Source organism: Actinocorallia herbida (assembly GCF_003751225.1).
Taxonomy (GTDB): domain Bacteria; phylum Actinomycetota; class Actinomycetes; order Streptosporangiales; family Streptosporangiaceae; genus Actinocorallia; species Actinocorallia herbida.
The window spans coordinates 3,885,069-3,905,541 of record NZ_RJKE01000001.1; the positions used below are offsets into that span (position 1 = coordinate 3,885,069).

Consider the following 20,473-nt stretch of genomic DNA (forward strand, 5'->3'; position numbering starts at 1 on the left):
CGAAACCGCGTCCGTCCGGACGGGCGTGGCCGGGTGCCGAGAAGGCGCCGGCCTGCGGAGGTTCGGGCGGCGGTGCCGTTCGCCGGGCGACGGCGAGACTGGGCATTCTCCTCTTATTAGACCTTTGGATGATCCGTAGATCACTGCCTGCGGCACGCAGAAAGCCTGGCTAGGGAGGTATCTTGGGCCTCCAAGCGGATCGGACACGAACTCATTTAAATGAATTTGCTGCAGGACCTGAAGAGCCGAGGTGATGAGACAGGTGGACGTGGGACGTTCAGCGCGCGGTCGGCGAGGTCCGGCCGACCAGCCGCAGGGTGACGCCGCAGTCGCCGTTCTCGGCGTCGGGCCGCACCTCGACGCCGTACTGCGAGGCGAGGGCGGGGGAGTACCGCTCCAGTACTCGCTCGATCATGCCCTGCTGGACGCCGATGACGATCTCCGGCGCGTCGCGCGCGATCCGGCGCAGCGGGCAGTCGCACATCCGGATCTCGTGGGTGCCGAACGCCGACATGGTCGACGACACCTGGAAGCCGAGCCGCGTCAGCGTCGTGGTGACGACGGTGACCGGGTCCGGCAGGTCCGGCGCGTCGGCTCCGGGGCCGATCAGGGTGTCCGCCCAGATCCGGCCCGCCGCGGTGGCCTTCGCGCGCCGCGCCTCGGCGGTGTCGCCGAGCTGGGCGAGCAGCGCGGCCATCACCGGCGCCGTGGGATCGGAGCCGACGGCCACATAGCCCTTGCGCGGGCGGCCCACCGTCTCCGAGGGAAGCAGGACGCCTTCGACCAGGCCCGCCTCGATCAGCGAATTGAGGTGGAACCGCGCGGTGGTGAGGTGGATGCCCAGCGTCCGTGCGACGACCGGCGCGTCCAGCGGCTCCAGGGAGTCGCGGACCAGTGCGAACACCTTGTCCCGCTGCCGCTGCGTGGTGGCCATCCCGATCCTCTCCCCTCCGTCCCCCGATTCTACGAGCGCCGCGCTCCCGGCCGAACGAACAGGAAGAAGCCGTGACCACACCTCTGCCCTTCGATCAGCGCGATTCGGCGAATCTGCCGGGACGCTGGCTGCTCGCCCGCCTCGGCAAACGCGTCCTGCGGCCGGGCGGCCGCGAGCTCACCGAGCGGATGCTGACGGCCGCCCGCCTGCGCGACGCCGACGTGGTCGAACTCGCGCCGGGGCTCGGCAAGACCGCCCTCGCCATCCTGGAACACCGCCCCGCCGGATACCGCGGCGTCGAGGCCGATGCCGTCGCCGCCGCGTACGCCGCCGAGGTCGTCGGCGCCGCCGGGACCGTCACGACGGGCGGGGCCGCGGCGACCGGCCTGGCCTCCGGCTCCGCCGACGTGGTCGTCGGCGAGGCGATGCTCACCATGCAGACCGACCCGCACAAGGCCGAGATCATCGCCGAGGCGTTCCGGGTGCTGCGGCCGGGCGGCCGCTACGCCGTGCACGAGATGGCGCTGCGCCCCGACGACATCGCCACCGAGGTCAAGACCGACATCCGCCGCGCGCTGGCCCGCTCGATCAAGGTCAACGCCCGGCCCCTGACCCGCACCGAGTGGACGGAGCTGCTCGCCGCCGCCGGATTCGAGATCGAGAGCGTCCACCTCGCGCCCATGGCGCTGCTCCAGCCCCGGAGGGTGCTCGCCGACGAAGGACCGCGCGGCACCGCCCGGATCCTCCGCAACGTCCTGCGCGACGAACCCGCCCGGCAGCGCGTGCTCGCCATGCGCGCCACCTTCCGCGCCCATCAGGACGCGCTCGCCGCCATCGCCGTCATCGCCAGGAAGCCGACCTCATGAGCACCGGAAGCGTAGCCACCGAGACCACCGCCTGGCAGCCGCGCGACGGGGCGGTCCCGCACATCCGGCGTCAGCTGGGCGGCGACGGGCTGACCCTCGTCCGCCTCTGCTTCCGGGCGGGCCAGATCCTCGACGAGCACCGCGCGCCCGGCCCGATCCTGATCAGCTGCGTCTCCGGGTCGCTCGCCCTGGACGTCATCGACGGATCCGGGATCGAGCAGTACGAACTGGCACCCGGCACCGTCGTCCACCTCGGTGGCGGCGTGCCGCACCGGCTGGCCGCGCACACCGACGCCGTGGTCCACCTCACCGTGCACCGCAACGTGCCGCCCGACCCGGCCTAGCCGCACGGCGATCTCCGCCCGGCGGTCACAAGACCGGGTCCTGTCCGGTCTTAGATGACGGGCGGGCGGCGATCGGGCGGCCCTGGCATGAAGGCGCGGCCGGTGGCGGTCGCCGTGCCGCCCGCCCGTGCCGAACGAGGGAAGGGACGCGGATGAGCACCACGCTGGAGGGCAAGGTCGTCCTCGTCACGGGGGCGTCGTCGGGGATCGGCGAGGCGACCGCGCTGGCGCTCGCCGCCGAGGGGGCCAGGGTCGCGGTCGGGGCCCGGCGCGCCGACCGGCTCGAGGCGCTGGTGCGCAAGGCGCCCGGCGAGCTGTGCGCCGTCGAACTCGACGTGACCGACCAGCGGTCGGTGCGCGACGCCGTCGCGCGGACCGTCGAGCGCTTCGGCGGGCTCGACGTCCTGGTGAACAACGCCGGGGTGATGCTCAGCGGCCCGATCGGGGGCGCGGACACCACCGAATGGACCCGCATGGTCGAGACCAACCTGCTCGGGTCGATGTACACCGTGCACGCGGCGCTGCCGCAGCTGCTGGCGAGCAGGGGCTCCGTCGTGCAGGTCTCCTCGACCTCCGGCCGGATCGCCTCGGCCGGGAACGGCGTCTACGCCGCGACCAAGTTCGGGATCACCGCCTTCGCAGAGGCGCTGCGGCAGGAGGTCACCGACCAGGGCGTGCGCGTCGTGGTCGTCGAGCCGGGCTTCGTCGCCACCGAACTCGCCGACCACATCACGCACCCGACGATGCAGGCCGCCGCGCAGAGCATCGGCGCCTCGATGCGCACCCTTCAGCCCGAGGACATCGCCAACGCCGTCGTGTACGCGCTCACCCAGCCGGACCACGTCGCGGTCAACGAGATCCTCATCCGGCCGACCGACCAGACCCGCTGACCCGGCGGGGCCGCGCGCAGGGGTTCGCGCGGCCCCGCCTTCCTCCCAGATCCGACGACCGAAGGCGGTGCGTCCTCGATGGAAGACCCCCGGCCCGTTCCCGGCCCTGATCCTCGCCTCGTGGCCGTGCCCGAGGCCCCGGCGTCCGCGTGGACGCCCCCGCGCGCGGGTCTCGCCGATCTCGCCGGTCAGGCCGGCGACGTCCTGGACGATCTGCACCGCTTCGTCGCCGCGCCGCTGCTGCGGCGCCGTCATCTGACCTGGGGCGCCACCCGGGCGGAGGCCGCCGCGGCGATGCCCGGCGACCGGCTGCTGCCGCACGCCCAGTACCGCAGCACCCGCGCGATCACGGTCGCCGCGCCGCCGGAGCGGGTCTGGCCGTGGCTGGTCCAGGTCGGGCTGGGGCGGGGCGGCTGGTACGCCGACGACCTCCTGGACAACCTCGCCAGGCCCAGCGCCAGGGAGATCGTGCCGGAGCTCCAGGATCTCCGGGTCGGCCGGCGCCTGCCGATGTTCCCGCACCCCGCCGAGCGGGCGGCGGTCGTCGTCGACGGCTTCGCGGAGCCGTCCTGGCTGCTGTGGCGTGCCCCGAACCGCACCTGGGCCTGGCGGCTGACCCCGCTGAGCGACGGGCGGACCCGGTTGGTCACCCGGATGCACACCCTGTACGAGTGGCGGCGGCCGCTGACACCGGTGACGGTGCTGCTGATGGAGTTCGCCGACTACCCGATGATGCGGCGGATGCTGCTGGGGATCCGGGCGCGGGCCGAGGCCTGAAGGAAGATTTTTTTCCAGAAGTCGTCACGTTCGCCGGGGCCGTCCGGTCTTAGTCGACGGCCGGTCGGCGCGGAGGCGCGCGGGGGCCTGTGCTTCTGGAAGGACATATGAAGAGATACCTCATGGCGACCGCGGTCACCGCGCTGGCCGCGGCGGGCCTCGGCCTGCTGCACGGGCTCGCTCCGGCGGCCGCCGACCCGGGCGCGGACCGGGCGCGGGTGATCGTCCCCCGAGCCGCGGCCCGATGCGCGGCGCTCGAGGGCGTCCGGGTGGCCGCCGCGGACATCGGCCTGCCCACCCGAGGCGGGGAGATCGGCTCCGCGACGCTCACCGCGGCCGACCCGGCGCGCGGCAGGCCCGAGTTCTGCCTGGTCCAGGGCAAGGTGCGCGGATTCGACCCGACGGCGCCCGACATCGTTCTCCAGCTCAATCTGCCGACCTCGTGGAACCGCAAGTCGGCGCAGTTCGGCGGCGCGGGCTTCAACGGGACGGTCGTCACCGGGCTCGATGTCGCCCCCGGCCTCGGCAGCACCGATCCGGCACAGGGACAGCCGCCGATCAACCGGGGCTACGCCACTTTCGGCAGCGACGGGGGAACCGCCGTCAGCGGCCCCACCGGGTCTTTCGCGTTGAACGGGGAAGCACTCGCCAATTGGTCGGGGGAGAGCGTCAAGCGCACCCGCGACGCCGCCATCGAGATCGTGCATCGGTACTACGGGAAACAGCCCGACAAGCAGTACTACGTGGGCGCCTCCAAGGGAGGGCACGAGGGCCTCGTCGCCGCGCAGCGCTACGGCGACGACTACGACGGGATCATCGCCTATTACCCGGCCGTGGCCAATCAGGCGATGGTGCTCGCCTACTACCGCATGTGGGAACAGGCCTATGGCCGTCCCGGCGGCTATCTCGATCCCGCGGAGCAGCGGCTGGTCTCCGACGCCGTCTACGGCACGTGCGACGGGCTCGACGGCGCCGTCGACGGGCTGATCTCCAACGTCCGGGGCTGCGACACCGCCTTCTCCGTCGAGTCGCTGCGCTGCCAGGACGGAACCACCGGTTCGGACGACTGCCTTTCCCCGACCCAGATCGAGACGCTCCGGACGGCCGCGTCCCGGTACGGGTTCGCGTTCCCGATGGCGAACGGCGTGACCGGGATCGGCGCCTTTCCGGTCCTGCGCGGCGGTGATCTCGCGCCCCTGCTGCTCGACGGCGAGGGCAACGGCGAAGCCTCGGTCTACCGCGCGCTCTTCGACCCGGAGATCCGCTACTTCATCCAGCAGGACGCCGACGGCTCCTCGGCGGATTTCGACTACCGGAAATACGAGAAGCGCATCAAGGAACTGTCCCGGCTCCTGGACACGACGGACCCCGACCTCGATGGTTTCGCGCGCGACGGCGGCAAGCTGATCATCGTGCAGGGCACCACCGACATGCTGGTCCCGCAGACCCTGACCGACGCCTACTACGAGGCGCTGGCCGACCGCTACGGCCCCTCGATCCGCCGATTCGTGCGCTATTACGTGCAGCCCGGCTACGCCCACGGCCCCGGACGCTTCGACCTCGCCTGGGACTCCCTCTCCGCCCTCGACGCGTGGGCGAGCCGGGGCAAGCCGCCGACCGGCCCGGTCGCCACCGACGCCACCTCCGGCGCAGGGCACCGCACCCGCCCCCTGTGCGAATACCCGCGGTGGCCGAAGTACCGGGGCCGCGGCGACGTCGGTGAGGCCGCGAACTTCACGTGTGCCGGGGGAGGGCGCCACTGACAGCGCATCGGGCGGGTCCATGACCTGCCCGGACTGACGCGTGACGCCGAGGACGGGAACCGGAGGCCGGTTCCCGTCCTCGGCGTCCCCTTGCGCGCGGCCGGCACGCCATGATCGCCGAACGTTCGGATAGGGTCGACCCGCCAAAGCCCCATGCGTCGGCGGGGCCTCCAGCGAAGGTGACACCCATGACAGAGACGGCGCCGCTCCGCGGGCGGCAGCGCGAATCGGCGCAGCTCGCCGCGATGCTGGACCGGGCGCGCGCCGGGCACAGCGGCGCGCTCGCCGTCTCCGGTGAGGCGGGCATCGGCAAGACCGCCCTGCTGGATCAGCTCGAGGCCCGCGCCGCCGGCCGGGTCCGGGTGGAGCGCATCGTCGCCTCGGAGTCCGAGATGGAGCTGGCCTACGCCGGGCTCCAGCAGATGTGCGGGCCCATGATGGACGGGGCGGAGACCCTGCCCGCGCCGCAGCGCGAGGCGATCGAGGCGGCGTTCGGCCTGCGCGAGGCCGCCGCGCCCAGCCCGTTCCTCGTCGGACTCGCCCTGCTCGGGCTGCTCACCGAGGCCGCGGGCGACCGGGGGCTGCTCTGCGTCGTGGACGACGGGCAGTGGCTCGACGTGGCGTCGGCGCGCGCCGTCGCGTTCGCCGCCCGGCGTCTCGACGCCGAGGGGGTCGCCCTCGTGCTCGCCATGCGCACGGTCGGCGAGGCGTTCGCCGGGCTTCCGCAGCTCGTCGTGGAAGGGCTGGACCACAACGACGCGCGCGAGCTGCTGCGCCTCGCGGTCCCCGGCGGCCTCGACCGGCAGATCCGGGACCAGCTGATCGCGGAGGCGCGCGGCAACCCGCTCGCGCTGCGGGAGCTGCCCCGGGCGCTGAGCCCTGCCGCGATCGCCGGCGGGTTCGCGCTGACCGGCTCGATGCCGCTGGAGAACCGCATCGAGCGGAGCCTCGTCGCGCAGCTCGAGGCGCTGCCAGAGTCGGCGCGCCGCCTGCTGCAGCTCGCCGCCGCGGACCCGACCGGGGACCCCGGGCTGCTCTGGCGGGCGAGCGTGGTCCTAGGGCTGGGCGCGGGGGACTTCGACGCCGCCAAACAGGCCGACGCGCTCGTCGTCGGCACCCGCGTCAGCTTCCGGCACCCGCTCGTGCGGTCGGCCGTCTACCGGGCGGCGTCGGCGGCCGACCGGCGCCGCGTCCACGGCGCGCTGGCCGAGGTCACGAGCGTCGACCAGGACCCCGATCGCCGGGCCTGGCACCGCGCCAGCGCGACCCTGCTCCCGGACGAGACGGTCGCCGCCGATCTGGAGCGGTCCGCGGTCCGGGCGCGCACCCGGGGCGGCGCGGCCGCGGCCGGCGCGTTCCTGGAGCGGGCCGCGGAGCTGACCCCCGCACCGGCCGACCGCGGGCGGCGGCTGATCGCGGCCGCCGAGGCCAAGCACGAGGCGGGCGCGCCCGCGGCCGCGCTGCGGCTGGTCGACACGGCGAGCGGCCTGCCCCTCACCCCGTTGCAGGAGGCGCTCGTCGCCCGGCTGCGCGCCCGCGCCGGATACGCGCTGCGGCGCGACAGCAGCGGACCGCGGCTCCTTCTCGCCGCGGCGCAGGGCCTGGAAGGGCTCGACCCGGTGCTCGCCCGCGACACCTACATCGAGGCGCTGTCGGCCGCGATCTACGGCGGTCGGCTGGGCGACGCCGAGCAGGTGGCGGCGGTCTCGAACGCGATCATCGAGGCGACCGCCGACGAGGACTCCGACCGGGCCAGGGACCTCATCCTGCGCGGCCAGGCGCTGCTCGCCGCCAAGGGGCAGGAGGCCGCGATCGAGACCCTGCGCCGGGCTCAGCGCGCGTTCCTGGAGCAGGCCCCGGACTCACTCGAGCTGCACTGGATGTGGTTCGCCTCCCGGTCCGCGCAGGATCTCTGGGAGGCCCGCACCCTCCGCGCGCTCGCCGACCGGCAGGTCGAGCTGGCCCGCGCCGCGGGCCTGGTGACGGTGCTGCCGATCGCGCTGAGCCTGCTGATGGTGGCGCAGACCGTCGACGGCGAACTCGACGCCGCCGAAGCCTCCTGCGACGAGATCGACGCCATCAAGGACGTCACCGGCAACCCGCTCCCGCAGTACGGGCGGCTCTTCCTCGCGGCCTACCGGGGCCAGCCCGCCGAGGCGGAGCCCCTGGCCGTGCGGATCCGCGCCGACGCCGCCGCGCGGGGCGAGGGCTACGGGCTGAGCGCGGTCAACTTCGGCGAGGCCATCCTCTACAACGGGCTGGGCCGCTTCGCCGAGGCGGTCGCCTCCGGCCGTCGCGAGCTGCCGTACACCCATGAGCTGAGCCACGCGATGCGCACGCTGCTCGAACTCGTCGAGGCGGCGTCGCACACCGGTGAGCGCGAGCTCGCCGAGCAGGCGTTCGAGCAGCTCGCGAGCGTCACCCGGCCGGTCGGGACGAACTGGGCGATCGCCGTGCTCACGATGGCGCAGGCCCAGGTGCGGGATGGCGACGAGGCCCAGACCCTGTACCTCGACGCGATCAGGCGCTTCGAGGAGGAGCGGATCCCGATCATGGTCGGCCGCTGCCGGCTGCTGTACGGGGAGGAGCTGAGCCGCCGCGGCCTGTCCGCAGAGGCGCGCGACCAGCTCCGCGCCGCGCACGAGGTGCTGTCGACCGTCGGCCTGAACGGCTTCGCCGAGCGCGCCGCCCGCGAGCTGCGCGCGATCGGCGAGACCCTGCGGGTCACCGCGCACGCGTCGGTCGCGCGGCTCACCGACCAGGAGCTCAACGTCGCGCGCCTCGCCCGCGAAGGGCTCACCAACCGCGACATCGGCGCCCGCCTGTTCCTCAGCGACCGCACCGCCGAGTACCACCTCCGCAAGGTCTTCACCAAACTCGGCATCAAGGGTCGCGCCGAACTGAAGACCGCCCTCGCCGACCTCGACCAGTCGACGCACCCCGACTAGCCCGGAGGCGGCTGGACGGGCGCGGGCCTGCGCCGGCACACCCGGGAGGCCGTCAGGTCCGGGCGCCGGCATCCGTAGGGTGGACGGCATGAGCGATGCACAGACGGCAGAGGCGGCCGGGACGACGACCGCGGAGGTCATGGCCGAGCTGGCCGGGCTCGAGGATCCGAAGGCGCGCGCGGTGAACGAGAAGCGCGGCGACGATCACGGGGTGAACCTGACGAAGCTGCGCGCGGTCGCGAAGCGGCTCAAGACGCAGCAGGACCTCGCGCGGGCGCTCTGGGCGACCGACGACACCGCGGCGAGGCTCCTGGCGATCCTGATCTGCCGCCCCAAGGACTTCACCCGGGACGAACTGGACACCATGCTGCGCGAGTCCCGCGCCCCCAAGGCGCACGACTGGCTCGTCAACTACGTGGTGAAGAAGAACCCGGCCGCCGAAGAGCTGCGCCTCGCCTGGATGGCGGACCCGGATCCGGTCGTCGCCAGCGCGGGGTGGGCCCTCACCGTCGAGCGGGTGGCGAAGAAGCCCGCGGGCCTCGACCTCCCCGGCCTGCTCGACGTCATCGAGGCCGGGATGAAGGACGCCCCCGACCGCCTCCAGTGGGCGATGAACCACTGCCTGGCCCAGATCGGGATCAGCCACCCCGAGCACCGCGCCCGGGCCCTCGACATCGGCGAACGCCTGGAAGTCCTCAAGGACTACCCGACCCCGCCCAACTGCACCTCCCCCTTCGCCCCCATCTGGATCAACGAGATCGTCCGCCGCCAGACCGCGGGCTAGCGGCCCCACCGGAGCGAGGCCGCGCGGCGCGGGGTCAGGAGCCGACCCGCGCGCGGTCCGCCCAGTCCAGTGCCTCGTCGATGAACGCGGCAAGGGCGCCGGGGTCCTGGGCGTGGGCGAGGTGCCCCTGGCCCGGCATCACCCGCACCCGGGCGCGGGGCATCGCCTCGGCGATCCGGGCGAACGGCTCCCCGTACGGGAGCGCGCCCTCGTTGTCCCCGCCGAGCAGTAGCGTGACAGGCTGGGCGAGCAGGCCGTAGCCGGGCAGATCGGCCTCGTGGTCGTTGAGCGCGCCGAGTTCCCTGGCCAGCGGTGCGGCGAGCGGCCGCAACACCTGCCACACCGGGGTCCGGCGCAGCTCCGCTACGTATTCAGCGGAGAAGCCGGACACGTCCCGGTTCACGATCTCGACCGCCAGGTCCAGGTCGCCCGCCTCGTCGGCCTGCCGCAGGGCGTCCAGCGCCGGTGCGCCGAAGGGCCGCACCACGGGTTCGTAGAGTGTCAGGGAGCGGATGCCCGGGTGCCGCGTCGCCGCCTCCAGCGCGATCAGGCCGCCGTAGCTCCAGCCGAACAGGTCGACGCCGTCGGCCGTGCCGAGGTCGTCGAGCACCCGGCACAGGTCGTCGACCTCGGTGCCGATCGAATACCCGTCGCCCAGCGGCCCACTGGGCCGGCGACCGCGCCGGTTCAGCACGTACACGGGCCGATCCGTGGCCAGCGCGTCGACCACGGGCCGCCACGACGCGGCGTCGGCCATGACCCCCGGCACGATCACCAGCGGCGTGCCCACCCCGCCTCGATGGCTGAGCGTCAGGACCACGCCGTCCCACTCCACCCGCACCAGCATGCGAAACCCCCATTTCGACCACAAGGACAGATCGAACCTACCTCCGGCGGGCGGGCCTTAGATCGTTTCCGGGACCAGTGCCCCAGGAGACTCGGCGGCCTTGCGCAGAGGCACGCGACGGCGTACGTCGGCGCGAGCGCCGACGGTACGGGGACCGCGCGATCTTGGGGGTGCGGGGCCCTGGCGGAGACCACGGTTCGCGCTGTAGGCCTTTTCTTTCGTCTACCAGGGAGAGGCCGTGCCCGCCGGATCCGACCTTCATGTCCGCTACCACCCGGCCTGTGGCTGGTCGCTTCTGGGGTTCGGGGTGGTCGGCACGGCGGCCGGGGTCTGGGCGCTGCTGGTCGGGATGGGGTTCGGCCAGATCCTGGTGATGGGGCCGATCTTCGTCTTCCTGGGCTACCGCTACCTGGCGGGCGAGTGCTTCTCCTACGAGCCGCGCACCCGGGCGATCACGCTCATCGGACCCGCCGGCAACGAGCGGCTCGTCCGCATCGGCGAAGAAGAACTCCTTGTCATGGAGGGTGGCCGCATCATCACCGTCTACCGTGGCAAAAGACGCAAACTCCCGCCTCGCCGTGTGTTCTGCCGCCGCGACGACTGGGACGCCGTCGCCGCCGCCATCCCCGACGCCTGACCGCCCTCACTAGGCTCCGCCGGGATGTCCTTCGGTGAAGAAGGTGACGCGCTCGGCGGTCTCGATCATCTGGGCGGCGAAGGCGGCGGGGCCGAAGTCGCGGTGGGAGAGGGCCTCGGCGAGCCGGGCGGCGAGCGTCGCGACCGGGACGGTCCGGGCCGCGCCGAGCGGCAGCGCGGGTAGGGGGGCCGCCCCGGGCGCTCGCGGGGTCTTGGTGACGGAGTCGTCGGTGGGCATCTCGACCGCGAAGTGCAGCGCCTCCGGGCGCTGGGCCAGGTCGAGCCGGGCGAGCAGCCCGCCGAACAGGCACAGCAGGGTGCTGGGGGAGAGCCGGTCCGTCCGGGTGGGCGGCAGCGGGTTCCCGGCGGCGTCGTAGGCGGTGACGACCAGGTCGGGATAGCCCGCGACCAGGTCGGACCGCAGCAGGACTCCGCTGGTGTCCGGGATGTTCACGGGCATCGGATGCGCGGCGTCGGCCTCGGCGTCGGCCGAGGTGAGCCTGCCGATGCTCGCGGCACCGTCGACGAGATGTCCGATCCACTGCCGGTCGAGCCGGAAGAACCGCAGCGACTCGGGCGGGAGGAGCCGCTCGTCGGGCACCAGGTAGCGCAGCGGCACGCCGCGCAGCGCGGCGAGGTCCGCCAGCAGCGCGAGCACGCCCGGCGGCGGGACGACGTCGATCTCCGCGACGGCGAGCGGGTGCCCCTCCAGCACGGCCCGCCGCAGTCGCTGCGCCCGGCGGCGCTTCCAGCCGTACAGGGCGGTCGCGGTGGCGGTGTGCTGGAGCGCGACGAGCCTGCCGAGCTGCCAGGCCGCCGCGTGGCTCCCGTCGAACATCCCGGCCTCGGGGTGGTACCGCAGGAGCTGGTCCGCGGCCCGCACCGGGCGGGGCCCGCCGACGGGCTGGAACCCGGTGACGAACGGCCCCCGGTACCAGGAGACCGTCCGGCCGCCCTGCCTGAGCCGGTGCCGGACCGGCACATGGCCCTGCCGCAGGAACCCGTCGGCCTTCGGATCCCCGCTGTCGGGCAGCCGGAACGGCCCGCCCCGGTCGGCCAGGGCGCGGGCCAGGCGCGGGAAGGTGTGCGCGGGGTCGAGGCAGGAGAACCGCCAGCTCGCCAACGTGACGAGCCGGACCAGCGCGCCCGGCCGGTCGGGTCCGAGGTCGAACCCGCCGGGCCCGTACCTGCCCTCGACCGACACCAGGTGCGCCGTGCTCGCGGTGCCCGCTCCCGGCAGCCGGTGCCCCAGGACGACCGCGGTGTCCGCGCCGTCCGACGTCCGCCGCACGTGCGCGAGGAAGGCAAGGTCCTCCGTCGACGGCATGATCCGGGCCAGCAGCTCGCGTGGCACGTCGATCACGGTGACGGGGTCCGCGGGCGTCTCGTGCCGTTCGTGCGCGGGCACGGGGATGTGCGCCCCGCCCCCGGAGAGCGCGCCGAGCGTGACGGATTTCGGCTCTGGCCGCTCCGCGCCGTCGAACACCAGCAGCACGAGCCAAGGACGCGTGCCCGGGCCGCCGGGCTCGCGCTCCCAGGGCAGGGTGGCCCGGTCGACGACGAGGTGGGGCAGCGTGTTGGCGTGGTCGCCGAGGCTGCCGTCGGGCGGGAAGACGGCGCGCACGAGGGCGGGCGGCAGGGCGAACCGCTCGCCCGCGACGGTGAAGTCCCGGGCCGCGGTGAACGGGGAGGCCTCGGTGGAGACGGCCTGCCGCACCTCGATCCGGTAGTCACCGGACGGGAGGCCGGGCCGCAGGTGGTCGGCGAAGGTCAGTTCGTCAGGCACGGGCCACCTCCGGGGCGGCGAGCAGGTCGGCCGAATTGAACCCGGCGAGGTCGAGGTCGGCGTCCGGCAGCAGCTTCCCCGCGATCGTCGCGCGGGTCGCGGCGCCCGACCGCGGATCGGCGACCGCGCCCGGGACGGACCGGAAGACGGGCAGGGGATGCCAGGCGGGGACATTCCGCTCGGTGAACAGCGCGGCCGGGGCGGTCAGGTCCGCGAGCAGGACGGTGACCGACCGTCCGGAGTGCGGGGGTACGGGGGTGATCGTGTAACCGGTGAGCGCGTTCTCGATCAGCGCCGGATCGGTGAGCGACGGGGTGAGCCGGGTGCCCCACAGGGCCGCGGGGAGGTTCTTGCCGGCCGGCTCGAACCGGAACAGGGACGTGGCGTCGGCGCCCGCCCGGGTGAGGGAGACGTGGTGGACGGAGGCGAAGTCGTCCGGGGCGAGCCCGACGGGCGCGACGCCGAACCGGGTGCCGGTCCCCGGCAGTTCCACCGTCTCGGAGACGGGCGAGCCCGACGCGTCGGAGAGGACGTCCGAGCCGGGCGGCGGGAAGGAGCGCGGCTCGGCGGGCCCGGCCAGGCCCCGGGTGCTGGGGACGACCGCGTCGGTGCCGATGCGGAACCCGGCCGGGTCGAGCACACCGAGGTCGTCGCCGGAGCCGGGGCGCACCACGCCGCCGCGCACCGCGATCGTCACGATCTTGCCGGCCTCGGGGAGCTGCGCGGCGCGGAACCTGTCCCAGGGCACCGGGTCGGGCGAGGCGCCGGAGGACTCGCCGAAGGCGATGGTGAAGGAGATGACGCCCAGGTCGATGGTGGCGGTCCCGCCGAACTCCGGCCCCCACAGGCTGACGTCGGTGCCCACGTGCATGGTGAGGGTCTGGGTGCCGAAGAGCCAGTACGTGTAGGAGGCGCCGACGCTCAGATGGAAGGACGCCTCGTAGTGGTAGGGCTGCCAGGCGATGAGGAAGTCGATCGAGGCGTCGAACCAGGCGCGCAGCGACCCGTCCTCCCAGGTCGCGCTCAGCGCGGCGCCCGCCATGAGCGCTGCGGGGGTCATCGCGTAGTAGGCCGAGCCCTGGAGCGACAGCTGGTCGTTCACCTGCCAGGAGAAGCCGAGCCGGGGCACGGCCGGGTAGTGGCCGGGCGGGTCGAAGTGCGGGTGGTAGCCGCCGACGGTCAGCACGAAGTCGCCGTGGTGCGCGTCGCCGAACCAGGTCGCGAAGGCGAACCCACCGGTGAGGCGGCACGCGCGCGAGAACAGGTAGGAGTCGGGCGTGAGCTGCGCCTGGAGGACGAAGAACCCGTCCTCGGGGGCGAAGACGGCCCGCAGCGCGAGCCGGATCTCCGCGACCGGCGTGACCTGGCGGCCCGCCTCCGGCGCGGGCAGGATCAGGGTGGACACGCCCAGCACGTCGAGCTCGAACCGGTGCCCGAACCCGGCGGTCACCAGCAGGAACGAGTCGATCATCTCGAACGAGGTGAAGTGGACGCCGAAGGCGAGGAAGAAGTCGCCGGGGGAGGGCGGGAGGTCGTCTTCCATCCGCTGGAGTTCGGCGGCGGGGTTCTCCGGGGCCCGGGTGCCGATCGCCTCGGCGACCAGCGGGAAGTCGGCGATCCGGTCGACGGGCGGGGCGACGAACCGCCGGTTGTAGCCGAAGCCCGCGGCGAGGCCGCGCACGAAGAAGAAGGCGGGGCCGCCTATCGGGTGGTCGAGGAACGCGTGCACGAACAGCGACGGACCCTCGTCGAGCTGCACGTAGGAGCCGAGCGCGCCGATCGAGAACGTCCCGGTCGACAGCGCCGCCGAGCCGCTGTAGGCGCGCAGGTCGTGGCCCCGGTAGGAGACGGTCCCTTCGCGGAACGCGCCGCTGATCGAGATCGGGCCCTGTGCGTAGGACAGGCCGAGCCCGGCGAGGTCGAAGTCGGGGAACACGGTCGGGTCCGCCAGCGAGATCGCGGCGGACAGCCCCGAGCAGGACAGGGTGAGGCCGCCGACCGAGATCGCGCCGTCGACCAGCACCGCCAGCCGCGCGGGATCCCCGGGCGCGTGCAGGTAGGACAGGCCGACGCGGTCCACGTGCACGGGTCCGAAGCTGCGCTGGACGGGGTGCCAGGCGACGTCGTCGGACGGGCGCGCCGGGGTCCCGTCCGACGCGGGCGGCGCGGCGACGGGCAGGGCCATCGGCTGGTCGAGCGGCCCGAGCCGCAGCAGGCCGGCGAAGGTGAACCCTTCCGGGAGATCGTGCTCGGGGAGGGGCGCGACGCTCTCGGGGAGCAGCGGGTTGAGCGCGGCGAGGTCGGTCCCGGCGAGCGCGGCCCCGGCCGCGATGACGCGCAGCGGGTCGAAGCCGACGATCCCGTCCCCGGTGAGCGCGGGCCCGACGACCGGAAGCCCGGAAAGGTCGAGCACGGCCTTGAGGTCGACGACGAGGACGTGCCCGGCACCGTCGGAGGCCAGGACCGCGTCCCGCACGTCGATGACGAGCCCGTCCGGCACGTACTCGGCGGCCGACGGCACCAGCGCCCCGACGATCTCCCTGACGGGGGGCGGAGTCCCGGTGCGCGCGTAGGACGCGGCGTACCGGGTCGTGTCGGGTCCTTGCGCGAAGTGCACGTCGAAGACCAGCGCGGGCTCGCCGACCGTGATCCGGCCGCCGTAGACGGGCCCGTCGGCTCCGCCGGTGTCGATGTCGACGGTGAGGTCGACCTCGGTCGTGTCGACGGGCAGGAGCATTCCCGCGGCGAAGGTGAAGCGGCCGTCTCCGGTGGCGAACGAGGTCTCCAGGTCGTGCACGGTCAGCGCCTGGATCGGCGCGGGCGGCGGCATCGCGCCGAACCGGTCGGCGAGTGAGGCGATGAGCTCGCCGACCGGCACCTCCTGCCCGGGATGGCTGACGCCCTCGAAGACCCAGCCCGCGGTGCCGTCATAGGACGCGCTGAGCCGCAGGCCCAGCGCGAACAGCCACAGGTCGGCGACCGCGGTGAAGTCGGCGCGCTCGCCCTCGACCTCGAGGGCGAACTCGACCGCGTGCAGCTCCACCCCCGGAAGGACGGTCCAGGTCCCCTCCAGCTCCAGCTGCCCGGAGGCGCTGAGCGGGGCCTCGTCCGGCGGCAGCGCCAGCCCGAACCGGAACTCCTCCACGGCGAGGTAGGGCAGGTGCCCGGCGTCGTCCAGGCCGGTGAAGTCCCGGTACACCTCGCCGATCTCCAGCGGCGGGTCGCCCTCGCGCAGCCCGCCGCCGAAGGAGACGCCGTCGCCGAACTCCGCGGAGAGCTCCAGCACGCCGTGCGCGCCGATGCCGACCAGACCGTCGATCAGCACGCTGACCTGCGGGTCGGACAGCGGCGTCGCGACCTGGAACGTCACGTCCACGGCCTGGAGCGAGAGCGCGCCCGCGTCCCAGGTCTCGTCGGTCTCCAGGGTGAGGGTCGCCAGGGTGAGCAGGTCCGGCCCGGCCGGGTCCAGCAGGAGGGTCAGCTCGGTGGGGACGACCGGGGCGGTGATCTCGAAGTCGCCGGGGACGTCCAGGCCGGAAGGGTGCAGGAAGGAGACGACGTCGGCGAACGCGGACCGTCCCGCGCTCCTGAGGTCGGTCGTCAGCAGGACCGGGTCGCCCCAGCCGCGGATCTCGGCGCTGATGAGGACCTCGCGCGGCGCGCCGAACGAGGTGAACGTGACGGCGCCGGTGACGACGAGCCTGCCGTCGACCGCCAGGTCGGCGAGGTCGCGGTCGAGCACCGGGTCGCCGAAGAACTCATAGCGGACTCCGCCGAGGGAGATCGGCCCGAGTTCCAGCGTCGCGCCCTCCGGCCCGTACAGGGTGACCTGCGGTACCGGGGTGATGACGAGGTCGGTGTCCGGAATCTCGTGCAGGATCACGATCCGCCCTTGGACGGTGTGCGGCACACCGGGCACCAGCAGGTCGAGCGGCGCGAGTTCTACGGTGATGACGAGATCGCCGGAGAAGTCGAATCCGCCCGCGGGGGTCCGCGCCAGCACCGGCGTCCTGAACCGGAGCGTGCCGAGAAGGCCGTCCGCCAAGGCGGGGAAGCCCTCGCGGAGCATCCAGTCGGTGCCGTCCGGGGTCCGGCCGGTGACCAGGGCGCCCTGCTCGGCGAAGACCGCGGTCACGGAGAGCCCGGCGAACGGGCCGCCTTCGGCGGTGCCCTCGACGGTCACGCCTTCGGCGGTCTCGACGCGGGTCGCGCCGGTCAGCACGAGGTGCGGCCCGAGGTCGCGGTGCAGCCCGGGATCGTTCAGCGAGGCGATGGCGAGGTCCAGCCGGGTCCCGGTGAGGACGACGGCGGCGCGAAGTTCGTCGGGGTTCAATCGACACTCTCCGGTTTGTCGGGAACGTAGTCGAACCTCCCCGTCCCGGTGGACCAGAGTGGGACATCGGTCCAGAGCTTTCGCCGGTGGAACCGCCGGGTGGCGCCACCCCTGGAGCCGGGCTGCCAGCAGTAGATCTTGTGCAGTTCGGGTTCGAGTACGGTGTCGTCGCGGCCCTCCATCAGGTCCAGGTAACGGTCCACCACCTCCCTGCGCGGCAGGTGGTTGGTCTCGATCCGCTCGGCGGAGCAGATCACCGCCTGGGCAGGATTGGTCATGGCGACGAAGGCCGGGAGCGAGGAGGTGGTGACGCTGCCGTGATGGCCGACCTGGAGCAGGCTCAGATCGGTGATCTTGGCCGGGTGCCGGGCCATGAGGTAGGCCTCGGTGCTGAAGGTGGCGTCGCCGACGATGAGGATCCGGTCGTCGAAGACCTCGATCAGGGTGACCACGGAGAAGGTGTTGACCTTGTCGCCCTTGTCGTTGCGGTGGGTCTGGGGGACCTCGGCCGCCAGGATGCTGATCTTGCAGTGCGGCTCGTCGACGATCCGGATCGCGTCGCCGATCAGGCAGTCGACCTGGCCGGGCCGGGTGCGGACCGGCACGTCGTCGCCGCCCAGCGTCCGCACCGGCAGATCGTCGTCGTCCTGGTAGTGGTACACGTGCTTGCGGTCGGCCGAGGGGCACCTCCTGCGCAGGAACCGCGCGGTCTTGCCGGTCTTGTACTTGGCGAAGGAGCCGCTGTAGTAGATGCTGCCGAAGCTCACCCCCTCGGGGAAGACCTGCGGGATCCAGTAGTAGTGGTCCTTGTCGGGGTGGGTGAGGATGAGCGCGTGGACCCTGGTGGTGTCCTGCATGTACCGCGGCTTGAGGACGACCTCCCGGCACCTCGCCAGGGTCTCCGCGCGCCGCCCGCCGGTGCCGTTGGTCCCGCAGTCGATCATGAGGATCTTGCCTTCGGGCGTCGCCATGATCGCGCAGTCGCCCTGCCCGACGGCGAGGAAGGTCAAGTAGAAGAAGCCGTCCCCGCGGGTCCCGCCGATCTTGATCTTGGCGTCCGTCACCGGCTTCGCCGAGATCGGCGGGACGTCCGTGATGTCGTCCTCGTCCTCCGACGGCGCCGGCTCGTCGTCCTGGATCATGGTGATGGTCTCCGCCAGCTGGAGCGGGCGATCCCGCTTCACCTCGTCGCGGGTCCTGCCTTTCGGGGCTTCCTCGCTCGACGACGTCGAACGGGACACTCGCTCCGTACGATTGCGCTTCACGGTCGTCTCACCTCATCCCGGGAAATGGAGCCGCCAGCGGCCCTGGTCGAGCCGGTCCCTGCGGCGCCAGGTGTAGACGTGGCGGCGGTCCGCGTCCAGGGGGTTCAGGTCCGCCGCGTAGATGTACTCGCCCTGCTTGACGTTGAAGAGGTCGAACTCCAGCTGGCCCGCCGCGAGCTTCTTGAGGACGCGGAGCTCGGCCTCGCCGATGGTCGTGCCGCCGATCCGCAGGCCCGCGACGACCGCGGTGCCGGCGTGTATGTCGATCAGGGCGTCGCCGCCCAGGTGGCCCTGCTTGAACTGAATGCCCTCGGGCCTGCCCTCGATCCGGTGCCAGAACTTCTCGCCGTGGTGGAACCGGATGCTCGGGAACGTCACCGCCGGGCCCGCGGAGGTGTCCTGGAACAGCTCGAGGAAGAGGACCTTGCCTCCGCCGCCCAGCGCGGCGTCCCGGCGCAGCTGGAGGTGGTTCTCCACGCCGTTGACGGCGAGCCGGAAGGGTTCGGGGCGCTGGGTGCCGATGCCGACGTTCGCGCCGCTGAACAGCAGCGGGGTGCGCTCTACCGGGACGGTCAGCGTGCCGTTGGCGTAGCCGGGGACGTCCTGGTAGTCCACCAGGATCGGCGCGTGGCCGAGCGAGGGCAGCGCGACGATCCCGCCGAGCGCGAGCTCCAGGTGCTCGCCCGGCGCAAGGACCAGGTCCTCCCTGGGCCGGAGCGTCCACCGCATCCGCTGGCCGAGCGCCTCGGCGGTGATCCGCCAGCGGGGGTCCGCGGTGGTCAGGGACGCCCGGGGCGCGTCGCCGGAGGCGGTGAGCGCCCACGGCCGGTCCTGGCCCGGCTGCTGGACGTCGAAGGACAGCAACAGCTCCGAGTCCTTGCGCAGGGACAGGCCGGGGCCGTCGAGGAGCGTGTGGGTGAGGTGGACGCGCAGCGCGCTGACCGCCTGGCTGTCGGCCAGCACCCGGTCTCCGCCGACCAGCCGCAGATCGAGCGGGAGGTCGCGGCGGCCCCGGTGGTTGACCAGGTCGAGGAACTGGAGCCGGGTCCCGGTGAGCTCGTCCTGCTCGCCGGGGTGGCGCCACCTGAGGTACTCCAGTTCCACCCGGGTGCCGCGGGTGCCGCCCGCGCCGTCGGCGTTCAGGCCCTCGATCCGGACCGTGGTGGACGCGCCGGGCGCCAGCGTCGCGGGGCTCTTCCACTGGAGGTAGAGCGCGGTCCCGTCGGGCTCGGCGGCCAGCGCCCAGGCGGCGCTCGCCGCGCGGGGCGCGATCCCGGCCGCCAGCGTGCCGGGGCGCAGCCGCAGCGCGCAGTGGTACTCGGCCGTGGTCGGGACCGGGACGGTCAGGGGGACGGGCTCGACCGGGTAGCGGGAGGTGTTGGTGAGCCGCAGGGTCATCGCCTGGGTGGTGGCCGCCTCGTCGATGTAGAGGACGGGGTGGTCGTCGTCGTTGACGAGGGCGAAGTCGAGCGGGTGGCTGCGCACGAAGGCCGCCAGGGCCGCCTCGTCCTCGGCCATGTCCCGCTTGACCTCCACCGGGGTCAGCGCGTCGTCGTAGATCCGCAGATGGGCGAGCGAGCCCGCGAAGAACCGTCCCGGTCCGACGCCGCAGACCGTCAGGGCCGAGGGGTCGGGGGTCCGGGTCCCGGCGAAGGCGAGCTCGGAGGCCTGGATCCCGTTCAGGTGGATCCGGGCGGTCCTGCCGTCGTTGGTGACCGCGACATGGGTCCAGAGCCCGGCCGGCACCGTCTCGGGAGCCGTCGCGAGCCTCGCCTCGAAGAGGCCGCTCAGCGGGCGGGTGACCATGAACCGGTGGGTGATCGCGCCGTTGGGCTCCAGGAGCACCTGCAGGGTGCCCGCGTTCCTGGCGCAGAGCACCACCGTCGCGGGCCTGGCGCCGGGGAGCGGCTTGATCCAGGTCTGGAAGGTGTAGGCGCGAAGCCTGTCGGCCGGGACGTTCTGGAGGAGCAGGTGGTCGTCGGAGCCGTCGAACCGCAGGCAGCTCCCGAACCTGACATCGTGGTCGGTCTGCGGATCGCCTTTGACGTCCCCGCCGTACTGGCCCTCGGCGAGGTCGGCGACCCGGCCCTCGGCGACCGCGTCCAGCGGCCAGTGCAGGACGAGCCGGGCGCTCACGCGGTCTCCTCGGCCACGGGGCTGAGGCCGATCTGGCCCTGCGCCTGTCGGCGCACCTTGTCGACCAGCTCGTACACCTGCGCGTACGGGAGCTGGCCGAGCGCGTCGAGGACGAGGTTCGTCTCCGGGATCGACAGGGTCAGGGTGATCTGCTGCTGCATCGG

15 protein-coding genes are annotated in these 20,473 nt (G+C 73.2%); 8 read left to right on the forward strand and 7 right to left on the reverse strand.

Annotated features, from left to right (window positions below):
• Positions 1-277: 277 nt before the first annotated feature.
• The gene (locus EDD29_RS18045) at positions 278-934 is read right to left on the reverse strand and encodes a helix-turn-helix domain-containing protein (RefSeq protein ID WP_123665528.1); all 657 of its coding nucleotides are present in this window, start codon (positions 932-934) and stop codon (positions 278-280) included.
• A gap of 71 nt (positions 935-1,005) precedes the next feature.
• On the opposite strand from EDD29_RS18045, the gene EDD29_RS18050 reads away from it, so the two are divergent.
• The 7 genes from EDD29_RS18050 (at position 1,006) to EDD29_RS18080 (ending at position 9,306) form a co-directional block, all read left to right on the forward strand.
• Positions 1,006-1,800, forward strand: a complete 795-nt coding sequence (locus EDD29_RS18050) for a methyltransferase domain-containing protein (protein WP_123665529.1) — start codon at positions 1,006-1,008, stop codon at positions 1,798-1,800.
• Entirely contained in the window at positions 1,797-2,144 is a 348-nt protein-coding gene (locus EDD29_RS18055) for a cupin domain-containing protein (protein ID WP_123665530.1), read from the forward strand. The genes EDD29_RS18050 and EDD29_RS18055 overlap by 4 nt, the downstream gene beginning before the upstream one ends.
• Before the next feature lie 152 nt (positions 2,145-2,296).
• Complete coding sequence (locus EDD29_RS18060; protein ID WP_123665531.1) at positions 2,297-3,034, forward strand: SDR family NAD(P)-dependent oxidoreductase; 738 nt, start codon at positions 2,297-2,299, stop codon at positions 3,032-3,034.
• A 120-nt stretch (positions 3,035-3,154) separates the two neighbouring features.
• Positions 3,155-3,811: an SRPBCC family protein gene (locus tag EDD29_RS18065; protein ID WP_211359774.1), complete on the forward strand. Its 657-nt coding sequence runs from the start codon at positions 3,155-3,157 to the stop codon at positions 3,809-3,811.
• Positions 3,812-3,918: 107 nt separating this feature from the next.
• Entirely contained in the window at positions 3,919-5,574 is a 1,656-nt protein-coding gene (locus EDD29_RS18070; RefSeq protein WP_123665532.1) for a tannase/feruloyl esterase family alpha/beta hydrolase, read from the forward strand.
• A gap of 188 nt (positions 5,575-5,762) precedes the next feature.
• Positions 5,763-8,522, forward strand: coding sequence for an AAA family ATPase (locus tag EDD29_RS18075; protein WP_246052834.1), 2,760 nt, complete (start codon positions 5,763-5,765; stop codon positions 8,520-8,522).
• An 88-nt stretch (positions 8,523-8,610) separates the two neighbouring features.
• Positions 8,611-9,306, forward strand: coding sequence for a DNA alkylation repair protein (locus EDD29_RS18080; protein WP_123670548.1), 696 nt, complete (start codon positions 8,611-8,613; stop codon positions 9,304-9,306).
• A gap of 34 nt (positions 9,307-9,340) precedes the next feature.
• On the opposite strand, the gene EDD29_RS18085 is transcribed toward EDD29_RS18080, so the two are convergent.
• On the reverse strand, positions 9,341-10,153 hold the full coding sequence (locus EDD29_RS18085) for an alpha/beta fold hydrolase (RefSeq protein ID WP_123665534.1): 813 nt from the start codon (positions 10,151-10,153) through the stop codon (positions 9,341-9,343).
• A 238-nt stretch (positions 10,154-10,391) separates the two neighbouring features.
• Between EDD29_RS18085 and EDD29_RS18090 the strand changes: the two genes are divergently transcribed.
• Positions 10,392-10,790, forward strand: coding sequence for a hypothetical protein (locus EDD29_RS18090; protein WP_123665535.1), 399 nt, complete (start codon positions 10,392-10,394; stop codon positions 10,788-10,790).
• Between the two features lie 9 nt (positions 10,791-10,799).
• On the opposite strand, the gene EDD29_RS18095 is transcribed toward EDD29_RS18090, so the two are convergent.
• From EDD29_RS18095 to EDD29_RS45495, 5 genes are all read right to left on the reverse strand, one after another.
• A complete protein-coding gene (locus EDD29_RS18095; protein WP_123665536.1) occupies positions 10,800-12,575 on the reverse strand; it encodes a hypothetical protein in 1,776 nt (591 codons plus the stop codon).
• Positions 12,568-16,908 carry a DUF6603 domain-containing protein gene (locus EDD29_RS18100; RefSeq protein ID WP_123665537.1) on the reverse strand — a complete coding sequence of 1,447 codons (4,341 nt, stop codon included), beginning with the start codon at positions 16,906-16,908 and terminating at the stop codon, positions 12,568-12,570. Before EDD29_RS18100 ends, EDD29_RS18095 begins: the two co-directional genes overlap by 8 nt.
• The gene (locus tag EDD29_RS18105; RefSeq protein WP_123665538.1) at positions 16,905-18,092 is read right to left on the reverse strand and encodes a ComEC/Rec2 family competence protein; all 1,188 of its coding nucleotides are present in this window, start codon (positions 18,090-18,092) and stop codon (positions 16,905-16,907) included. The genes EDD29_RS18100 and EDD29_RS18105 overlap by 4 nt, the downstream gene beginning before the upstream one ends.
• Before the next feature lie 93 nt (positions 18,093-18,185).
• Positions 18,186-20,309, reverse strand: a complete 2,124-nt coding sequence (locus tag EDD29_RS18110; RefSeq protein WP_123665539.1) for a LamG domain-containing protein — start codon at positions 20,307-20,309, stop codon at positions 18,186-18,188.
• Positions 20,306-20,470 carry a hypothetical protein gene (locus EDD29_RS45495; protein ID WP_170201453.1) on the reverse strand — a complete coding sequence of 55 codons (165 nt, stop codon included), beginning with the start codon at positions 20,468-20,470 and terminating at the stop codon, positions 20,306-20,308. Before EDD29_RS45495 ends, EDD29_RS18110 begins: the two co-directional genes overlap by 4 nt.
• Positions 20,471-20,473: the final 3 nt, after the last annotated feature.

Bases quoted from the DNA above. Each gene is read 5' to 3' on its own strand.
- EDD29_RS18080 (WP_123670548.1), top strand. From the start codon at position 8,611: ATGAGCGATGCACAGACGGCAGAGGCGGCCGGGACGACGACCGCGGAG.
- EDD29_RS18075 (WP_246052834.1), top strand. From the start codon at position 5,763: ATGACAGAGACGGCGCCGCTCCGCGGGCGGCAGCGCGAATCGGCGCAG.
- EDD29_RS18055 (WP_123665530.1), top strand. From the start codon at position 1,797: ATGAGCACCGGAAGCGTAGCCACCGAGACCACCGCCTGGCAGCCGCGC.
- EDD29_RS45495 (WP_170201453.1), bottom strand. From the start codon at position 20,470: ATGCAGCAGCAGATCACCCTGACCCTGTCGATCCCGGAGACGAACCTC.
- EDD29_RS18060 (WP_123665531.1), top strand. From the start codon at position 2,297: ATGAGCACCACGCTGGAGGGCAAGGTCGTCCTCGTCACGGGGGCGTCG.
- EDD29_RS18045 (WP_123665528.1), bottom strand. From the start codon at position 934: ATGGCCACCACGCAGCGGCAGCGGGACAAGGTGTTCGCACTGGTCCGC.
- EDD29_RS18085 (WP_123665534.1), bottom strand. From the start codon at position 10,153: ATGCTGGTGCGGGTGGAGTGGGACGGCGTGGTCCTGACGCTCAGCCAT.
- EDD29_RS18070 (WP_123665532.1), top strand. From the start codon at position 3,919: ATGAAGAGATACCTCATGGCGACCGCGGTCACCGCGCTGGCCGCGGCG.